Source organism: Catenulispora sp. EB89, assembly GCF_041261445.1.
GTDB lineage: Bacteria > Actinomycetota > Actinomycetes > Streptomycetales > Catenulisporaceae > Catenulispora.
The window spans coordinates 78,415-95,873 of record NZ_JBGCCU010000015.1 but is presented as its reverse complement, the minus strand read 5'-3'; the positions used below and the strand labels follow the sequence as shown (position 1 = coordinate 95,873).

At 71.0% G+C, this 17,459-nt stretch carries 19 protein-coding genes; 10 read left to right on the top strand and 9 right to left on the bottom strand.

Features of this window, described 5'->3' with window-relative positions; all coding sequences use genetic code 11:
* Positions 1 to 164: 164 nt before the first annotated feature.
* Entirely contained in the window at positions 165 to 1,124 is a 960-nt protein-coding gene (locus tag ABH920_RS28855; protein ID WP_370352306.1) for an ArsR/SmtB family transcription factor, read from the bottom strand.
* Between the two features lie 130 nt (positions 1,125 to 1,254).
* Between ABH920_RS28855 and ABH920_RS28850 the strand changes: the two genes are divergently transcribed.
* Positions 1,255 to 1,782, top strand: a complete 528-nt coding sequence (locus tag ABH920_RS28850; protein ID WP_370352305.1) for a hypothetical protein — start codon at positions 1,255 to 1,257, stop codon at positions 1,780 to 1,782.
* 76 nt (positions 1,783 to 1,858) lie between these two features.
* On the opposite strand, the gene ABH920_RS28845 is transcribed toward ABH920_RS28850, so the two are convergent.
* From ABH920_RS28845 to ABH920_RS28825, 5 genes are all read right to left on the bottom strand, one after another.
* On the bottom strand, positions 1,859 to 2,878 hold the full coding sequence (locus tag ABH920_RS28845; protein WP_370352304.1) for an acetamidase/formamidase family protein: 1,020 nt from the start codon (positions 2,876 to 2,878) through the stop codon (positions 1,859 to 1,861).
* 44 nt (positions 2,879 to 2,922) lie between these two features.
* Positions 2,923 to 4,074 (bottom strand): MFS transporter, encoded by a 1,152-nt coding sequence (locus tag ABH920_RS28840; RefSeq protein ID WP_370352480.1) that lies wholly within the window; start codon positions 4,072 to 4,074, stop codon positions 2,923 to 2,925.
* Between the two features lie 325 nt (positions 4,075 to 4,399).
* Complete coding sequence (locus ABH920_RS28835; RefSeq protein ID WP_370352303.1) at positions 4,400 to 4,849, bottom strand: MarR family winged helix-turn-helix transcriptional regulator; 450 nt, start codon at positions 4,847 to 4,849, stop codon at positions 4,400 to 4,402.
* A gap of 143 nt (positions 4,850 to 4,992) precedes the next feature.
* Positions 4,993 to 5,334 carry a hypothetical protein gene (locus tag ABH920_RS28830; protein ID WP_194919537.1) on the bottom strand — a complete coding sequence of 114 codons (342 nt, stop codon included), beginning with the start codon at positions 5,332 to 5,334 and terminating at the stop codon, positions 4,993 to 4,995.
* A gap of 16 nt (positions 5,335 to 5,350) precedes the next feature.
* Complete coding sequence (locus ABH920_RS28825) at positions 5,351 to 6,115, bottom strand: hypothetical protein (protein WP_370352302.1); 765 nt, start codon at positions 6,113 to 6,115, stop codon at positions 5,351 to 5,353.
* A 97-nt stretch (positions 6,116 to 6,212) separates the two neighbouring features.
* On the opposite strand from ABH920_RS28825, the gene ABH920_RS28820 reads away from it, so the two are divergent.
* From ABH920_RS28820 to ABH920_RS28810, 3 genes are all read left to right on the top strand, one after another.
* Positions 6,213 to 7,013 carry a DNA alkylation repair protein gene (locus ABH920_RS28820; protein WP_370352301.1) on the top strand — a complete coding sequence of 267 codons (801 nt, stop codon included), beginning with the start codon at positions 6,213 to 6,215 and terminating at the stop codon, positions 7,011 to 7,013.
* 106 nt (positions 7,014 to 7,119) lie between these two features.
* Entirely contained in the window at positions 7,120 to 7,509 is a 390-nt protein-coding gene (locus tag ABH920_RS28815) for a hypothetical protein (protein WP_370352300.1), read from the top strand.
* A gap of 59 nt (positions 7,510 to 7,568) precedes the next feature.
* The gene (locus ABH920_RS28810) at positions 7,569 to 8,726 is read left to right on the top strand and encodes a winged helix DNA-binding domain-containing protein (protein ID WP_370352299.1); all 1,158 of its coding nucleotides are present in this window, start codon (positions 7,569 to 7,571) and stop codon (positions 8,724 to 8,726) included.
* Positions 8,727 to 8,838: 112 nt separating this feature from the next.
* Here ABH920_RS28810 and ABH920_RS28805 read toward each other — a convergent pair whose 3' ends face one another.
* Complete coding sequence (locus ABH920_RS28805) at positions 8,839 to 9,924, bottom strand: phosphodiester glycosidase family protein (RefSeq protein WP_370352298.1); 1,086 nt, start codon at positions 9,922 to 9,924, stop codon at positions 8,839 to 8,841.
* A 120-nt stretch (positions 9,925 to 10,044) separates the two neighbouring features.
* Between ABH920_RS28805 and ABH920_RS28800 the strand changes: the two genes are divergently transcribed.
* Complete coding sequence (locus ABH920_RS28800; protein WP_194906525.1) at positions 10,045 to 10,626, top strand: DUF4365 domain-containing protein; 582 nt, start codon at positions 10,045 to 10,047, stop codon at positions 10,624 to 10,626.
* Positions 10,623 to 11,435, top strand: coding sequence for a hypothetical protein (locus tag ABH920_RS28795; RefSeq protein WP_370352297.1), 813 nt, complete (start codon positions 10,623 to 10,625; stop codon positions 11,433 to 11,435). Before ABH920_RS28800 ends, ABH920_RS28795 begins: the two co-directional genes overlap by 4 nt.
* 332 nt (positions 11,436 to 11,767) lie before the next feature.
* On the opposite strand, the gene ABH920_RS28790 is transcribed toward ABH920_RS28795, so the two are convergent.
* Entirely contained in the window at positions 11,768 to 13,129 is a 1,362-nt protein-coding gene (locus ABH920_RS28790; RefSeq protein WP_370352296.1) for an MFS transporter, read from the bottom strand.
* Positions 13,130 to 13,244: 115 nt separating this feature from the next.
* Between ABH920_RS28790 and ABH920_RS28785 the strand changes: the two genes are divergently transcribed.
* From ABH920_RS28785 to ABH920_RS28775, 3 genes are all read left to right on the top strand, one after another.
* On the top strand, positions 13,245 to 13,778 hold the full coding sequence (locus ABH920_RS28785) for a MarR family winged helix-turn-helix transcriptional regulator (protein WP_370352295.1): 534 nt from the start codon (positions 13,245 to 13,247) through the stop codon (positions 13,776 to 13,778).
* A gap of 115 nt (positions 13,779 to 13,893) precedes the next feature.
* Positions 13,894 to 14,460 carry a YbjN domain-containing protein gene (locus ABH920_RS28780; RefSeq protein ID WP_370352294.1) on the top strand — a complete coding sequence of 189 codons (567 nt, stop codon included), beginning with the start codon at positions 13,894 to 13,896 and terminating at the stop codon, positions 14,458 to 14,460.
* Positions 14,461 to 14,641: 181 nt separating this feature from the next.
* Entirely contained in the window at positions 14,642 to 15,031 is a 390-nt protein-coding gene (locus ABH920_RS28775; protein WP_370352293.1) for a hypothetical protein, read from the top strand.
* Positions 15,032 to 15,286: 255 nt separating this feature from the next.
* Here the strand turns inward: ABH920_RS28775 and ABH920_RS28770 are convergent, their stop codons facing one another.
* Positions 15,287 to 16,312: a DMT family transporter gene (locus ABH920_RS28770; RefSeq protein WP_370352292.1), complete on the bottom strand. Its 1,026-nt coding sequence runs from the start codon at positions 16,310 to 16,312 to the stop codon at positions 15,287 to 15,289.
* A gap of 95 nt (positions 16,313 to 16,407) precedes the next feature.
* Between ABH920_RS28770 and ABH920_RS28765 the strand changes: the two genes are divergently transcribed.
* On the top strand, positions 16,408 to 17,388 hold the full coding sequence (locus tag ABH920_RS28765) for a hypothetical protein (protein WP_370352290.1): 981 nt from the start codon (positions 16,408 to 16,410) through the stop codon (positions 17,386 to 17,388).
* Positions 17,389 to 17,459 lie beyond the last annotated feature (71 nt).

The window sequence follows — 17,459 nt, the reverse complement described above, 5'->3', positions numbered from 1 at the left end:
TGACCGCCGACCGCGAGCCGCCGCCTGCCGCCCGCCGCCTGCCAACCTGCGACCGCCAGGCCATCGCGAACCGGCGTGCGGAGCCGGTCGACCTGCCGCAGCTGCCTGCAAGCCGGCGACCGCCAGGTCATCGCAGATCAGTCCGACCGCACATCAGCCCACCCCTACCGAGCCCCCGTCCGCAGCAACTCCGCCCCCAGCGCCGTGCACCCGTGCCACGCCGCCTTCCCCTCCCGTCGCGTCGCCACCAGCCCGGCCTCGCGCAGTGCCGTCGCGTGCTGGGAGGCCGAGGCCGCGCTGATCCCCAGGTCCTGCGCCAGGTTCCCGGTCGTCCGCTGCTCCGCGAGCGCCTCCAGGACCTGCGCGCGGGTGCGGCCCAGCAGTGTGCCGAGCGGGTCGGCGTCCTGGGGTTCCGGCAGGAGCGGCAGTGGGGTGAGGGCCGGGTAGACGAGCAGCTTCGCGCCGTCCGGGGCCGTGGCGATCAGCGGTGATCCGCTCCATGTCGCCGTCGGGTAGAGGGTCAGGCCGCGGCCGTCGAGGTGGAAGTCGACGCGCTTCTCCGGCGCCATGTGCCAGACCAGGCCGTCGAGGCGGGAGCCCGGTAGCAGGGACTCCAGGCCCGCGCCGAGGCCGAGGCGGCCCCAGCGGCTGGTGCGCCAGGCGACCTCGGCGTGGAAGCCGGCTCGGAGGCGCCGCCAGGGCTCCGTCAGGACGCTGTCATACGCGTCGTGCAGCCCCGTCACGAGTTCGGTCCACGCCGCGCGGTCCCGGGCCGCGATGCGTCGCGTCCACGGCGTCGGCGCCTGGCCGAAGCCTGCGACCCGCGCCATCTCGCGGCGTACCTGGCCCGCCGAGGCTGCCGCCACCCGTTCGAAGCCCTCCTGGACGTCCGGCACCACCGGGTCCACGAACTGCGGTCCGCGGCCGCAGGGCGGTATCAGCTCCAGCAGCGGACGCGCGCGTCCCGGCAGTTCGCGGGCCGCCTCCCGGCGCCAGCGGGTGAACACCGGGTCGGACGCCGGACGGTGCAGCGTCGCCAGCGTCATCGCCAGTTCCAGCAACGGTGCCGGCTCGTCGGCGAAGCGTATGCGCAGCAGGTCGTCGGGCGTGAAGTGGATCCGCATCTCGTCCTCACGTTTCAGCGTGGGCTGAATCGATCGCCCCGGCGCGCGGGGGCTTCCAGAGTGAAGACGTGTCCCGCACCTTTCGGGGACGCGGTTCGACGACAGGAAACGACACGAAGGGACAACCCTCATGCGCAAGCGCATCCTCGGCGTCGCGATCACGGCCGGCTTGGTGGTGGCGGCGTTTCCGGCGGCGGCCTCGGCCGACGCGGGCACCACCTCCGCCGCCGCTGGCGGCTGGACGCCTGTGAGCTACGGGTCGCTGGACCAGCCGGCGGGCACGGACTGCTCGTTCGAGCTGAAGATCGACTTCCCCACGCAGGGAGTGGAGCAGCGGATCTCCGCCACCTACCCGAACGGAAGCCCGCTGCGAACCGACTTCCGAGGGCCGCTGATCGCGCGCTACACCAACGGGGCCACCGGCGCGTCCGTCGACGAAGACCTCAGCGGGGTCGGCACGCTGTACAACTTCCCGGACGGCTCAAGCCTGTGGAACATCCCGGACAACTTCGGGGTCAGCATCAAGCCCGGCGACCCGTACCACGCGCAGGGCGAGTACGTGCTCAGCGGCGGCGAGGTGATCGCGATCACGCCGAAGCACCAGGTCGCGGTCCTGTACCAGACCAAGGTCACCGACGTCTGCGCGGCGTTGTCGTGATCAGCTCCGACCTGGCACGGTTCGCGGCCCAGCCGGCAGCCCGGTCGGCAGCTCAACTCGTGCCTCAACCCGCAGCTCAGCCTGCCAGATAAGCCGCCGCCCGCTGACGCAGCACCTCGTGCACCCCGTACGCCGAAGTCCCCGAAGGCAGGAACGCCTTGCGCATCTTGGCGACCGACGTGTAGTTCGTGTCGCACACGTTCGCCAGCGGCGACTCCACACCCTGCGTCACCAGCTGGTACGCGTCCAGCTCGCTCAGGCCGTAGTCACGGGCGATCCACTGCACGAGATCGACCTGCGCGATGCGGAACGCGTCCTCCAGAGGCCGCGCCGATCCCGCCGTCATGATGTACGCGTCCGACTCCAGCCGGGGCCACGGCGTCGGCACGCCCTTCACCAGCTCGATGGTCACCACCGTGTTCATCGCGGTCTCCACGGCCACCCCGCAGGTCTCGCCCTCGCCCTGCCGGGCGTGGCCGTCCCCGAGGCTGAACAGCGCGCCCTCGACGTTCACGCCGAGGTAGCACGTGACCCCGGCGCGCATCTCGGGGGTGTCCATGTTGCCGCCGTGCGCGTCGGGCACCAGCGCCGAGCGCACTTCGAGGTTGGCCGGGGCGACGCCGACGGTCCCGTGCATCGGGTCCATCGGGAGTTCGACCTCGACGTCGCTGTCCTTGGCCCGGAACAGCGCCGTGCGGCGCTCGCGGTCCAGCTGCCAGATCCAGACCCGCTCCGGCAGCGGCGGCTGGAGGGTGGCGGTGGTGTGCGTTGAGGTCAGGGCGCCGAACAGCGGGACGGTGGTCGAGGCGGCCCAGTCGCGGGCCGGCTCGATGGACACGAAGTGGATCGCCAGCGTGTCGCCGGGTTCGGCGCCCTCGACGTAGAACGGGCCGGTCTGCGGGTTGAGGAACGGGAACTCGCAGACCTCGGTGACCAGGTCCTTCTCCGAGCGCACGCGGCCGGCGAAGCAGTCCTCGGTGAACAGCTCCAGGGTGTCGCCGGGCTTGACGCGGGCCAGCGGCGGCGCGCCGCCGAAGGTCCAGACGTATTCGCCGACGGAGGGGGTGAACTTGTGGACCGGGAGCGAGTTCGCCATGACTAGCACTGTAGCCAGGCGGACCCGCTCCGGGGGAGCGCCGGTTACGGTTTGGCCTCGGCCTCGGTCAGCAGCCGGTGCCCGGAGGCCAGGATCGCGATGCCCAGCACCACCACCACGGCCGCGACGTAGAACGCGACGTGGATGTTGTAGTGCTCGGCGAGCCGTCCGGCGACGTACGGCGCCAGGCCGCCGCCGATGAAGCGGACGAAGCCGTACGACGCCGAGGCGATCGGCCGGTCGACCGGCGAGACGGTCATCACGGCCTGCGTGGTGATGGTGTTGTTCACGCCGATGAAGACGCCCGCGACGATGACCGCCGTGATCAGCACCGCCTTGTGGTCCACGAACAGCCCGACGACCAGGATGTTGACGGCGAACAGCGTGAGGTTCGCGTAGAGGGTCCTGGCGATGCCGAACCGCGCCTGCAACCGCGGGGCGCCGAACACCGCGAACACCGCGACCAGCACGCCCCAGGCGGTGAACACGTAGCCGAGTTGGTGCGTATCCAGCTTCATCGGGAACGGCGCGTACCCCAGGAGGGTGAAGAAGCCCCAGTTGTAACACAGGGCCGTGAGCGCGAGGGTGAGCAGGCCGCGGTGTCGCAGGGCCTTGATCGGCTCGGTGATCGACACCTTGCGGGCCGGCGGCGGCGTCGGCGCCACCAGCACGAGCGTGGCGATCAGGGCGATCAGCATCAGCACCGCGACGCCGAAGAACGGCCCGCGCCAGCTGATCCCGCCGAGTTCGCCGCCGACCAGCGGGCCCAGGGCGATGCCGACGCCGAGCGCGGTCTCGTAGAGGATGATCGCGCCGGAGAAGCCGCCGCTGGCCGAGCCGACGATGACGGCCAGCGAGGTGGCGATGAACAGCGCGTTCCCGACGCCCCAGCCGGCCCGGAGGCCGACGATCTGGCCGACGGTGCCCGACGCGCCGGCGAGCGCGGCGAAGACCACGATGATCGCCAGGCCCGCGACCAGCGTCCGCTTGGCGCCGATGCGGCTGGAGACGAAGCCGGTGAGCAGCATCGCCACCGCGGTCACCACCAGGTAGCTGGTGAACAGCATGGTGACCTGGCTCGGGGTGGCCTTCAGCTGGGAGGCCAGGGCCGGCAGGATCGGGTCGACCAGGCCGATGCCCATGAACGAGATGACGCAGGCGAAGGCCACGGCCCAGACGGCCTTCGGCTGGTGCAGGAGGCTCGGCGGTTCGGGGTGGCCGGGGTGGCCAGCGTGGCTTGTATGGGCTGTATGGCCCGCGCGGCCCGGGTCGTGCCCGCTGCCGGAGCCGCCGAGGGTGCCTGGAGCGTCCGGAACGCCCGGAGCACGCAGCGCATCCGGAGCATGCGCCGCACCCGGGCCGCCGGGATTCGCAGTGGTCGCGACGGGCGCCGCGGAGGCGTCGGAGCGCAGGGTGGATGACAAGGTTCTTCCTTCCACGCGGTCGGACTACGGTCCCGCTCGCGCGCAAGGCTCCCTCTTCGTAGAGCGTCCCCGGGTCAGCGACCCGGGCCCGAAACGCTCAGTAGCGTGCGGCGAGCGAGTGGACCAGCTTCTGCGCCACCGGAAGGGCCTCCTCGGCGGCGCGTTGCAGCGTCGCCCGCTCCTCGTCGGTGAGCGTCTGCAGCACCTTGTCGAGGTGTTCCAGGCGGGTGTTCCACCGGGTGCGCAGCGTCTCGTCCCCGGCGGCGGTGAGCTCCACGAGCACCACGCGGCCGTCGGTGGGGTCGGCGACCCGGGCCACCAGGCCGGCGTCCTCCAGGCGGCGCAGCAGCTGGGTCATCGAGGGCTGGGTCACGCCCTGGGCGGTGGCCAGCGAGGTGATGCGCTGCGGTCCGCGCCGTTGCAGGGAGCCGAGGGTGGCGGCGGCGGTGAGGCTGAGCCCGTCCGGGGCCGGCACGTGCCGCATCATCAGCACTGTGACGGTCTCGAAGAGTTCGCCCACCGCGGCCGGGTTCTGATCCACGCTCATAATTGTATCGTCCATCTATATAGTTTGCCTATGTAATTGGGATCACAGTCGGCCGGCGGGGGCGACATCGGCGGCGCACCTGGCGTATCTCGCGCGCCCGGCGCGCCCGGCGCACCCGCCGCACCCGCGGCCGGCCGCCCGGCTCACTCCCAGGGCGCGCCCTTTTCCAGCAGCGTGCGGCCGAACTCGGCCATCTTCGCCGCGTACTCCTCGGTCCACCCGGTCAGCAGCGCCAGATCCGCCACCGGCATCCGGTCGAACCGCCGCGGGTCGGTGAGCTTGGCCGCCGCCACGGCCTGGTAGTTCTCGGCCCGGCTGGCGGAGGCGCGGAAGGCGTCGGCCAGCTCGGTGCTGCGCGAGAGCAGCTGCAGCGGGTCCTCTATGGAGTCCAGGCCGAAGAACGACTCGGTGTCGATCGGCACGCCTGCCGGCGGGTCGCCGATCAGGTGCAGCGGCCGCTTCTTGGGTTCGGGCTTGGAGGGCATGCCTTGATCGTAGGACTTACTTCTTCAGCTGGAAGTCCGCCGCGCGCTTGGCGGCGGCCTGGGACGCCGAGAGCGTGAGGTCGTCGTTGGTGTGGCCGTCGACGCGGGTCTGCGCGATCAGCAGGACCAGGTCGTTCTGCCGGATCAGGACGACGTTCATCTCCATCGAGGCGATGCCGAACGTGGCGGAGGTGTGCCAGGCGTGCGAGGCGTCGCCGACCTTCGGCAGGTTCAGCGGGGTCGCGTGCAGGGTGACCGACAGGCCCTCCTCGGTGACCTTCACCGCGCCGCAGGCGGTCAGTGCGCTGGATGCCTTGTCGACCAGGCTCGCCGCGGTCTCGCCCTGCGGCTGGATGATCGCCTCGTCCACGTAGTCGTCGAGCGCGCCCTTGGTCCACTCGGCCTGCGCCTGGTCGCCGATGTTCGACTGCTGAAGCACTTCCAGGCCCGCGCAGCCCTTGATCAGCGAGGGGAGGTTGCGCTGCGTGAGGCCTTCGGAGCGGAAACCCGCCGGGAGGTCCGACAACTGGATCAGTGCGGGGGCCAGGCGCGTGCTGGAGGTGGAGGGGCCGCCGGAGGGGGTCGAGGAGTCGGCTGGCGTCGTCGGAGTCGCTGCGGTCGCTGGACTTGCGGGTGTCGTCGCCGTCGCACTGGTCGGCGCGGTGGTGGCGACGTTCAGCGCGCTACTGGCGCCGGACCCCTTCGAGGCGCCGCAACCGGTCAGCATCGCGAGTGCCGCGGTGGCCGCCGTGGCCGTGCCGAGCAGCGTCCGTATCCGCACGGTCGTCCCTCCTGACGGTGAACACTGTTCGTCCATCCTGCCCGAACGGCGCAGCGGATGCCGCCGGATCGGGTCGCGCGATCGTTAGGCTCACGGCGTGACAGATGCGACGACCACCCCGATCCCCGCCCTCGTGTCCGGGTTCGACCACGACCTGGACGGCCTCGGCACCGCCGCCCGCGCCACCTACGACCAGCAGTACCACAAGAGCGAGTTCGCTCACATGGGCGTCCCGGTGCCGGACCTCCGCAAGCTGGTGAAGGGCATGTACAAGGAGATCGGCGGCCGCCGCGCGACCCACGACGACGTCACCGGCCTGGCCGCGGCCCTGTGGGACACCGACATCTACGAGCGGCGCCTGGCGTCGGTGTTCGTCCTCGCGCAGGGCGTCCGCCTCCTGACCGCGGCCGACCTGCAGGACCTGACCCTGATGCTCCGCGACGCCCCGATGTGGTCCCTGGTGGACCCGATCTCGGGCGACGTCGCGGGCAAGATCGTCCTGCGCGACCGCGAAGGCACCTCCCGCACCCTGGACCTCTGGGCCGACGACGGCGACTTCTGGCTCCGCCGCGCATCCCTGCTGGCGCTGATCCCGGCGATCCGCGAAGGCAAACCCGACCTCGTCCGCTTCACCCGCTACGCCGACCCGATGATCGAGGAACGCGAGTTCTTCATCCGCAAGGCACTCGGCTGGGTCCTGCGCGAGATCGCGCACAAGGACCCGACCTGGGTCGCGGCATGGGTCACCCCGCGCCTGGACCGCCTGTCAGGCGTGACGTTCCGCGAGGCGGTGCGACGCCTGCCGGAGGACACCTCGACGCGACTGACGGCGGAGTACAAGGCGGCCGGGGGCGGGCGGGGGAAGGCTACGGTGGAGCGGGCTGTGGCGGTGGTGTGAGGGGCTGGGCCGATCGAGGGAGCTCTCGCAGAAGCTCGCATACGGCTCAACCTGCCAGGTCGGAGCCTTTGACGGTCTCGCGGGACCGCACCACCAGGAGGAACCAGTGTCATACCCGCAACTGCGCACCCCCGAGGAGAGGCTCGCCGACGCGAAGAAGCTGTTGAGCCTCCCGCGTATCGTCGTGATCTGCGGCTCCACCCGCTTCATGGCCGAGATGAGCGAGGCCGATCTGCGAGAGACCAAAGCCGGGAAGATCGTGGTCAAACCGGGCTGCGACATGAAGTCGCCGCACGAACTCTCGTCCGATCCTGTCGAGGCCGAGGCGCTGAAGGTTCGACTCGACGATCTGCACCGCGCGAAGATCCGGCTCGCCGACGAGGTGCTCGTAGCCGGCGACTACATTGGAGACAGCACCCGAGCCGAAATCGCCTACGCCCGGTCGCTGGGCAAGCCCGTGCGGTTCACGCACCCCGAAGTCGACCCCGGTGTCTGACGCGTCGATCGGTTGCTCGTGCCGGTGCGGCGTGGGCGCGGCACCGTAGGTTTGGGGCCATGCGGAGCTTGAGCGCGGACGAAGTGCGGTGGCTGCGAGTCAGGGCGCAAGGGCTGGCCGGTGATCGTGTGGGCGTCGGCGACGAGCCTGCTGGCCGCACCGCCGCCGTAGCAGCCGCCGTCCGCACTGCGGCGGCGCTCCAAGCGCAGGCGGCCGGTCCGGTACGCCTCCAGGTCTGGGCGCGTACGCGCGGCCTGCACGCCGCCGACGTCGACGCGGCCGTCGCCGAGGTCGCGGTCGTGCGTACCTGGCTCATGCGCGGCACGATCCACATGGTCGCCGCCGACGACCTGCGGGCCTACCTGGCCGTGCTCGGGCCGGTGAATCTGCGCGCGGATCGGCGGCGGCGGGAGCAGTTGGAGCTCGGCGACTCGGTGTGCGCCCGGGCGATGGACGCGCTGGCGAAGATCCTCGGTGGTGGCAGGGCTCTGACTCGGGCGGAGATCGTTGCCGAGTGGGCCGGGCACGGGGTCGTAGTCGATCTGAAGAGCCAGCAGCCGCCGCACCTGCTCGCGTTCGCCGCCAACAGTGCTCTGATCTGCCGTGGCCCGGACGCTGCGCGCGATGAGCCCACGTACGTCCTGCTCGACGACTGGCTGGCGTCAGCCGCCGCCCCGCCGCCGCATCGGACCGGCCCCGACCGCGAAACCGCCCTGACCCGCCTCGCCGAACGCTACTTCGCTGCCTATGGCCCGGCGACCACCGCCGACCTCGCCGCGTGGTCCGGCCTGCCCGCCGCCGATGCGAAAGCCGCCGTCACGCTCGTCCGCGACAGCCTCGAAGAAGTCGAGCACGACGGCCAGCGCCTGCTCCTTCAACGCGGCGCCGAAACCACACCCACCCCGCCCCGAAACCCGCACCGCCTCCTGCCCCGCTTCGACCCCTACCTCCTCGGCCACCGCTCCCGCGACCTGATCCTGGCCCCCGCCTTCGCCAAGCGCGTCAACGCCGGCGGCGGCATGATCGCGCAGACGATGCTCGACGCCGGCCGCGTCGTCGGCACGTGGAAGCCGAACCTGCTCGAACCCTTCGAAGACCTGCCGTCCGATCTGCCGCCCGATCCGCCGCCCGGTCTGCCATCCGGTCTGCCGCGCGGCCTACCGTCCGCCGCCGCAAACGCCTGGCAGCGCGAAATGGACTCCGCCGCAGCGTTCTGACCACACCGGTATCCCTCAAGAGGAGTAATCCCGCACCCCACCGGGCATCTGCCACCTGGCAGCAAACGCAGTTACGCACCAGCCACGAACAGACAACGAAGCAGCCACGAACTCAGCGCGTATAAACGGCGACGAAGTCCCGCTCGTTGCCAGACGTGAAGCGTCCCGCCGGCCCGAGCCACGGCGCCGGCTCGGTCCAGCGTCCGTCCGCGTAGGTCCCGAAGATCGGTCGCGTGAAGTTGATGTCCAACTCCATGGCGCGCACCGCGCCGGCCCGCTGGAGGTACTGCGCGAGCTGCAGGGGCGAGGCGTTGTGCACCGCCGCGTAGACCACTTTCCCGTCCGCCGTCACCCCGATCCCGGAGCGGTTGCCGTGTACGTCCGCCGAGTTGTTGGTGAAGCCCCACGTCCGCTCGTCCGCCGCGGTCCCGTCGTTGAGGTCCGCCGCGAGCTTCCCCTCGTTGATCAGCAGGGCCAGGTTCTGCCGCACGCCGACCACGTCGGTGCTCGGCAGCCCGCCGGGCCACGCCAGGACGTCCATCGAGCCGTCCTGGTAGAAGACCTCCGAAGCCGTCCCCGTGCGCAGCGGTCCGAAGGCCGTGTGGCCGCCTAGGTAGAACCCACCCCAGGAAGCGTTGTTGGCCATGAGGAACCCCCCGTTCCATCCGGCGAGGAGCCCGCTCGTGCTCGCGGCGTTGCCGCCGGGCCAGCTGCTCCCGCCGGGGACCTGCGAGCCGGCGTGCAGCACGAAGCGCACCGCCGCGGGGTCGAACCGTGCCGCGAACGCGTCGACGTCTCCGCTGACCTCGACGCTCGGCGTGCCCACACGCCACGCCAGCGGCTCCCCGGCCGGCGCGGAGTCGGTGTATCCGGGCAGCTTCGTGGTCGGGCCGGTGGCCGAGGAGCCCGGTACGACCGGGACGTGGGACGGCGCGGTCGGCGACGGCGTTGCCGGCGTCGTCGGCGCCGACGTTGAGGATGTTGAGGACGAAGCGCCCGCCGACGAACCGCCCGAAGCCCCGGCGGCCCCCGACGTGTTCGACGCCCCGGTCGGGGAAGCGCCTCCCGAACCCTTGCCCGCCGGCGTGCTGCCCATGGCGGAGCCCGTACCACTCGACGAACACCCTGATACGGCGACCACGACCGTCGCGACCGCCGCCGAGGCGACACTGAAGCGTTTCCCGAAACTGCTGCTCACGGGGATCACCTTAGATGTTCACCCGGAGTCAACGCTGAGTGACCTACCGATGACGGATAGTCCAGGTTACTCTTGTATCAGGACCCGATAACCCCGATGAGAGCGCGTATAAGGGAAACCATGACGGGGACCATCGACCAAGGGTTCCAGGCCAACGAGAACAAGACCGGGGGTGCCGGACGCCCCCTGAGCCTCGGCGACTCCGGACACCAGGGCGACTTCGGTGAGACGTTCATCAGAGCCCTGGCCGCCGCGGCCAACCTCGACGCCCTGCGCTCCGACCGCGACCGGGTCGGAGTGGACTGGACGCTGCGCTATCCCGCCGCGGACGGACGCCGCGGGTTCCCCCTGATAGACGCCCAGGTGAAGTCCTGGTCCGATCCGCGCGGAAACGACGTCGCCTGGCGTTATCCGCTGGAAGTGAAGAACTTCAACTGGCTCGCCGGGCGCGACTACCTGGTGCCCCGGTTCCTGTTCCTGGTGGTCGTGCCGCGCGCCTCCTCGGCGTGGACGGACATCACCACGGACCGGCTAATCCTCCGCCACGCCGCGTATTGGGCGTGTTTCCACGACGCGCTCCCGTTGCCGGGAAGAAACCGGTCAAGTACGTATACAGTGCGCGTCCCGCGTGAGAATCTGCTTACTATCAGGGCCCTCCACGGGCTGTTCGGCGATGGGTTCCGGGAGATGCTCACGTCATGACCGCCCCCACATCCGCATCCGGCCGGGCCGCAAGGCTCCGGCCGGATGACGTACTCCGCTATTTGGCAGCAACGGGCTGGCGCAGAGGCCGCGACTACGGGCGCGGCCAGATCTGGGAGCTCGACCCGCCGCCCGGGGTCGCGAACCCGCACCCGTACGAGGTGCTGGTGCCGCTGGACCAGCGGTTGCGCGACTATCCGCTGCGGATGACCGACCTGCTGGAGACCGTCGCGAACGCCGAACAGCGGGACGCGAACTCGGTCCTCGGCGACCTGGACCTCAAGTGGGCGGACGTGCTCTACGTGCGCCTCAACGAGTTCTCGCTGGCCGATCTGGCGCCGGCGATGACCGGCCTGCGCGATCTCGCCCTGGCGGCGGCGCGCGCCGTGGACGCCAAGCACGCCTGGGACTTCGTGCGCGGTGCCGAGGTGGGGTCCTCGCGCACCGGCGTGCCGGTCCTCACGGTGCGGACCGTCCTCACCCCGGACATCGGGGAGCCGATCGAGCGCAAGGTGACCCGGACGATGTACGAGGGCGTCCTGGGCGCCTTCCGCGCCGCCATAGGGGATCACGAGTCGCAGGCGTACTTCCCGATCGTGAACGGCTACAGAGCGACCCGTCCGACGCTCGCCAGAGAGGTCTGCGCGGCCCTGGCGCGGATGGGAGGTCGCAAACGGTCCGGCTACGAGCTGCGCTTCACGTGGTCGCCGGACGTCCCGTTCAAAGGGGACCAGGCGGTCTTCGAGTTCACTCCGCACGTGCTTGGGGAGGTGGCACGAGCGGCCAAGGAGCTGCGCGACTTATCGTGAGTTGTATGTCCTCCATCCGCGGCGCGTACGAAGAGTTCGGTGCGGAGGAGTACTACCGGCGGTTCGGAGCCGACTACCGGAACCCGCATGAGACCGCCGTGCGCGCCGTCATCCAGGAGAGCGTGAAGCGGAACGCCTTGGATCTGCGCCACGTGCTGGACTTGGCGTGCGGCAGCGGAGAGGCGACACGCGCACTCCTTGAGATCGGCGCTAAGGAGATCGACGGAGCGGATCCCTATACGGCGGCCGCGTACAGCGCCGCTATAGGGATCCCGGCCGAAGAGTTGAGCTTTGAGGACGTCGCGGCCGGCGCTCTGGCCGGCCGCCACTACTCACTGACTGTGTGCAGTTTCGCGCTGCACCTGGCCGACGTCTCTCGCCTGCCGCTGCTGGCGTGGCAGCTGGCCCAGGTGTCCGACGCGCTGCTGATCGTCACTCCGCACAAGCGTCCCGATCTGCGGGCCGAGTGGGGCTGGCGGCTCGGCGACGAGTTCGTCCGGGACCGGGTGCGTGCCCGGGTCTACCTGTCGTACGGACACGGCCAGGGTGAGCAGGCAGACGGCCAATAGGCCGCCGAACGCATAGCGCGAGCCGAGTCCGTTGTCGTGGTGCGCGAACGCTATAGCGGTCGTCACCAGATAGATGCCGCCGGACGTGCCCAGGCTGCGAGCCGTGCTGAGCAGGCCGCTGACGACCCCCGAAGCCCGCTGCGGGACCGCGGCCATCACTTGCGCGTTGTTCGCCGGGGCGTAGGCGCCCAGGCCCAGGCCCAGGACGCCGAGCAGCGGGACCAGCACCGCCGGCTCGAACGGCAGCACCAGCAGCCCGGCCAGGGCCGCCACGGCCAGGCCCAGCCCGGCTCCGGCCCGGCACTTCAGGAACGAGGCACCGATCGCGAAGCCGACCGGCAGGGTGGTCAGCACCAGGCCGGAGGTCAGCGCGCTGCTGCCCCGGGCGGCCATGATCACCGGCACCAGCACCAGCGGCCCGAACAGGACCAGGTAGCCGCCGGCCGCGCCGAGCAGGCCCCGGCGCACGTCGTGCTGCTTCAGCGGGCCCAGATCGAGCTTGAGGCCCGGGTTGCGCTCGCGGGTGCGCGGCAGCATCAGGACGCCGCCGACCAGGGCCACGACGCCGACCGGGACGTTCACCCAGAACACCCAGCGCCAGCCGAGGGTGTCCACCAGCAGGCCGCCGACCGCGGGGCCCAGGCCCAGGCCGAGCGCCTGCGCCGCGGCCTGGACGCCCAGGGCCTGGCGCAGCTTCTCGCGCGGGGCGGCGTTGGAGATCAGCGCGATGCTGTTGGCCTGGAGCATTGCCGCGCCCAGGGCCTGGACCACGCGGAAGGCGATGAGGGTGTCCAGGCCGGGGGCCAGCGCGCAGGCGGCGGAGGCGGCGGTGAAGACGGCGAAGCCGTAGACGTAGAAGAGCTTGCGGCCCAGGGCGTCGGACAGACGGCCGGTCGGGACCAGCAGCAGGGTGAGCGTCAGCAGGTACGACAGGGAGACCCAGGAGACCGCGGACAGCGACGCGTGGAACTCGGTGCGCAGGGCCGGGAAGGCGAGCGTGGTGATCGAGGCGTCGAGCTGGCCCATGAAGGCGCCGAAGCAGACGGTCAGGACGGCCAGACGCCAGGCCCAGGGCAGGTTGCGTATGCGTTCCGGACGAGGTCGCTCGCGAAGGAGGACGTTCACGATTTCCAGCGTACTCCGAAAGTTTCGGACACCGAAATATTCGGTCGGCCGACACTGTGTCTCAACCGTGCGGAGGCACAGGCGCAACCGGGCCTTCGTCTTCTAAGGTCTGGACATGCCTACGCCGGAGACCCCCGCGACGCCGCAGCAGTTCGAGGCCCAGACGTACCAGCCGCCCGCGACCGGCGACGCGACCGCGCAGCAGCTCACCGACGTGGTGACGCGGCTGCGGCGCGCGCTGCGCACGTCGATCCGCACGGAGTACCCGTGGGAGGCGCTGCCGATGGCGCAGATCGAGCTGATGCAGGCGCTCAGCGACCGGTCCCCGGCCCGGGTCGGCGACCTGGCGGCGCGCCAGCGGCTGTCCACCTCGACGGTCAGCGGGCTGATCGGGCAGCTGATGACGGCGGGCCTGGTGGTGCGCGGCACGCACGCCGACGACCGCCGGGTGGCGGTGGTGGAGCTGACCGAGGCCGGCCGCAACCAGCTGGCCGACTGGCAGGCGGCGCACCAGCGGCGGATCGGCGCCGCGTTGGAGCGGCTGGAGCTGCCGGAGCAGGACGCGGTGGCCGCAGCCCTGCCGGCGCTCGCGAAGCTGGTGGAGTACTTGTTCGCGGGGTCGGGGCTGGGCGCCGACGACGAGGCGTGAGCGCGCTTCCGGCCGGGCGCCGTCATCGGTTGCGTGCGGCCAGGAGTACAGCCTCGCTGCCGGGTGATGACAGGATGGAACAGCCAACTTCTGAATCTGCCGCTGAGGACAACGCATGACCATCGATCCGGGAGCCATCCCGAACTTCGGCCCGCAGGAGCCGCCGCAGGGTCCGCCGCCGATCATCAAGCCCGACGCCAAGCTGATCGGCGACCTGTTCGAGCAGGTCGGGATCAAGTACGGCACCGACGACGAGGGCGACATCGTCGCCTCCTGGCCGGGCTTCCGTGTCTACGCGATGTTCCGTGGGGAGAACAAGGAGCTGTTCGCGGTGCGCGCCTTCTACGAGCGCGCGTACCCGCTGGAGGAGAAGCAGGAACTGCTCGACGTCATCGACGAGTGGAACCGCGACTCGCTGTGGCCGAAGGTCTACACGCACACCAACGAGGAGGGCGTGCTGCGGCTGGTCGGCGAGTCGCAGATGGTCGTGCCGCAGGGCGTGAACGTCGACTACTTCGTGGCCAGCGTCATGAACTGGGTGCAGGCCTCGATCGGCTTCAACGGCTGGCTGGCCGAGCGGCTCGGGCTCGAGGTCGAGGTGGACTCGGTCGGGCAGGGCGGCGACGACGATGACGACGACTCCGACGGGCCGGGCAACAACCCGGGCGGGATCAACAACTGATCGGCGAGTGTTTCGGCAGTGACCGGCGGCTGACGTTTATGCGTCAGCCGCCGCTTCAGTGTTGAGGGGTCGATTTCCCCTAAGGGCGTCTTCCCAGGCCTGGGGGTCGCGCAAAACGCCAGCGGATTTCGGACCCTGCGTTGTCCGCGCGCCAACCGCGACGGAGTGCCAGAATCAGGGCATGGCGACGGGGCTGAGCAGCATCCGCATTGAGATCGGCGGATCGGAGCACTGGGGCGTCGAAGCGGCAGTCCACCCGCTGATCGACGGCCGCGACATAATCCGCGAGTCCTTCGTCTCCGGCCCCGGACTCCCACCCGACATCCTGCTGCGCCCCGAAGGCGGCCTGCGCGCCGCCCCCGAGCCGCGCGAGGTGGTCCTCGCCGAGGCCGACTGCACCCCGGAGTGCTGCGGCGCACTGGCCGTGACCATCAGGCGCGACGGCGAGCAGGTCGTGTGGGGCGGCTGGCGGGACCTGAACGGACCGGCCCCGGTGCTGCCCGAGTTCCGCTTCGACGCGGGGGAGTACGACGCGGAGATCGCTCGGGCTGAGGGCGCGGCGCTGCACTAGCCGGCGCCGACCACGGCCAGGCACCCGTCGCACGGCCCAGCGCCGCCGCAGCTCCGAACGCCGCCTACCGTCGCCGCAGCCCGAACCTCGCCAGCGCCGCCGCGGCTTCGGCACCGGCTCTGCGGCCTAGCGCCGCCCGCTGTTCCGAACGCCGCCGGCTGCCGTCGCCGCGGCCCGAACCTCGCTAGCGCCGCCGCAGCTCCGGCGTCGGCTCCTTCCGCATAGTGCCGCCGCAGGCCGCCCCTGCCCCGGCTCCTACCGCCGCCGCGGTCCCAACTCCACCGCATACATCGCCGCGAGCACCAGCGCGGCCCCGATCCACCCGCGCACCGCCAGCGTCTCGCCGGCCAGCACTCCGGTCACGCCCGCGAACACCGGCTCCATCGTCAGCACCACGGCGGCGCGCGTGGCCGGCATCCTGGCCTGCGACCAGGTCTGCAGGAAGAAGCCCGCCGCCGTGCCGAGCAGGGCCGTCACCGCGACCGCGGCCCAGCCGGCGGCGTTCGGGGGCAGCGTCAGGACGTGGCCGCCGGTGCTCCCGTGGCTGATCACCGCGAGCAGCAGCGAGACTGCCGCGACCGTCCCGATCTGCACCACCGCCAGCGCGTACGCGTCGTGCCGGTGCGACCACTCGCCGAGGCCCACGATGTGCAGTGCGAAGAAGAACGCGCCGACCACCGTCAGCAGCTCCCCGCGCCCGATCGACAGGCCGTGCAGCGAGATCAGGCCGAGTCCGACCGTCGCCAGCGCCACCGCCGCCCACACCGCCGGCGGCACGCGCCGTCGTAGCAGCACCGCGCCGATCAGCGGCGTGAACACCACGAACAGTCCGGTGATGAATCCCGACACCGACGCCGACGCGGTCCGCAGCCCGAACGTCTGCGCCGCGTACCCCGCCGCCAGCACCAGCCCGAGCAGCACGCCGTGCCGCCACCCGGCGCGCCCGAGCCCCGCCAGCGCCCGCGGGCGCACCGCCAGCATCGCCGCGCACGCCACCGCGAACCGCAGCGCCAGGAAGTCCAGGACCGGTACCGAGGCGATGGTGTCCTTCACGACCAGGAACGTCGAGCCCCACACCGCCGTGGTGGCCACCAGGCCGGCGGTCGCCAGCAGGCCGGATCGGCGGGTCGCCGCGTACTGGTGCGCGGGGGACAGCGGTGACGACGCTGAACCCGGCGCCGGCGATACGCTCAGCGTTGACTCGGAGGCGGGGACTGAGCCGGGGACTGAGGCGGGGACTTCGGTGTTCACGTCCGCCAGCTTCTCATAAGTTTGCCGCATGCCGGATTTATATTCGGCCGGCGAGACGGAGCTCGATCACAGGACCTTGGTACAGTTTCCGTTCGAACCTGAATGCGAAGTGGGGGGATTCCACAGTGCTCGAAGCGTTGGCCGAATTCGTTCGGGCACGGACCACCGCCGAGGAGATCGAAGCCCTCGCCGACGGCCAGGGCCTGTTCCTCCCGCCGGACGCCGGGGCTGAGGTGTCCGAGCTGATGGCGTCGCAGGACCCCGCCGAACTCACCGCCAACGTCGTCTCGCTGCGCAACCTCATGCCGGGCGGCGACCTGTTCCACACCGCCGTCCTGGCCCTCATGTGCGGCACCCTGGTCGAGCGCGGAGCCGACGCCGGCGCCGCCATCGACGCCACCCTGGAGCTGTTCGTCCAGCAGCTCGACGCCCTCGCCGACGAGCGCAACCGCGGCGACGAGATGGTGACCACCGCCGGGCAGCTGACGTTCATGGCGACCATGACGATGCTCTGCCGCTCCGTCGGGACCCGCAAGCGCTGGCGCGCGCGGCCGGAGCTGATGGCGCGGCTGGACGAGCTCGAGGAGGCCGGCCTGGTCCCCTGGTTCCTGCGCGAGGTGTTCACCCTGCACGACGACGTCGACCTGCTCGTGCTCGACGCCAAGAACCGGCGCGCCTTCCAGTTCCGCATGATCGGCGTGCGCGACCGCCTCTATCACTGCTACGCCCTGCTCCAGGACGCGCTCCTGCGGCACGCCGGGCCCGGCTACCTCGACGCCGAGCCCGTCGACCCCGAGATGGTCCGCTTCGCCCGCAACCGCGACCTCGCCGAGGACGACTTCGCGGACCAGGACCTGCACGACCACCTGCGGTTCAACTTCGCCCTGCCCGGCACGCTGTTCATGCCCGGCTCGGCCTCGCCCTCCGAGCTGCCGACGATCGACGGCCTGCCGCTGCTGATGGTCGAGCCGAAGGGCATGTCGATCAACTGGAACCCGGCCAACATGTACGGGGTCGTGCACGAAGCGCTCCAGGCCTCCGTGGAACTCGTCCGCGAACTCGACCGCGCGCAGGCCGACGCCCTGTTCGCGAAGTGCGGCGTGTAGATCTGGCGAGCCCGACCTCGGCGAGCCTGAGCTCGGCGAACCTAGGCCCGGCGACCCCGAGCCCCCGAACC

What these genes read in the sequence shown, in the direction of transcription:
- ABH920_RS28855 (WP_370352306.1), bottom strand. Translation starts at nt 1,124, where the DNA reads ATGCGGATCCACTTCACGCCCGACGACCTGCTGCGCATACGCTTCGCC.
- ABH920_RS28850 (WP_370352305.1), top strand. Translation starts at nt 1,255, where the DNA reads ATGCGCAAGCGCATCCTCGGCGTCGCGATCACGGCCGGCTTGGTGGTG.
- ABH920_RS28845 (WP_370352304.1), bottom strand. Translation starts at nt 2,878, where the DNA reads ATGGCGAACTCGCTCCCGGTCCACAAGTTCACCCCCTCCGTCGGCGAA.
- ABH920_RS28835 (WP_370352303.1), bottom strand. Translation starts at nt 4,849, where the DNA reads ATGAGCGTGGATCAGAACCCGGCCGCGGTGGGCGAACTCTTCGAGACC.
- ABH920_RS28830 (WP_194919537.1), bottom strand. Translation starts at nt 5,334, where the DNA reads ATGCCCTCCAAGCCCGAACCCAAGAAGCGGCCGCTGCACCTGATCGGC.
- ABH920_RS28810 (WP_370352299.1), top strand. Translation starts at nt 7,569, where the DNA reads ATGCGGAGCTTGAGCGCGGACGAAGTGCGGTGGCTGCGAGTCAGGGCG.
- ABH920_RS28800 (WP_194906525.1), top strand. Translation starts at nt 10,045, where the DNA reads ATGACGGGGACCATCGACCAAGGGTTCCAGGCCAACGAGAACAAGACC.
- ABH920_RS28795 (WP_370352297.1), top strand. Translation starts at nt 10,623, where the DNA reads ATGACCGCCCCCACATCCGCATCCGGCCGGGCCGCAAGGCTCCGGCCG.
- ABH920_RS28785 (WP_370352295.1), top strand. Translation starts at nt 13,245, where the DNA reads ATGCCTACGCCGGAGACCCCCGCGACGCCGCAGCAGTTCGAGGCCCAG.
- ABH920_RS28780 (WP_370352294.1), top strand. Translation starts at nt 13,894, where the DNA reads ATGACCATCGATCCGGGAGCCATCCCGAACTTCGGCCCGCAGGAGCCG.
- ABH920_RS28775 (WP_370352293.1), top strand. Translation starts at nt 14,642, where the DNA reads ATGGCGACGGGGCTGAGCAGCATCCGCATTGAGATCGGCGGATCGGAG.
- ABH920_RS28770 (WP_370352292.1), bottom strand. Translation starts at nt 16,312, where the DNA reads ATGCGGCAAACTTATGAGAAGCTGGCGGACGTGAACACCGAAGTCCCC.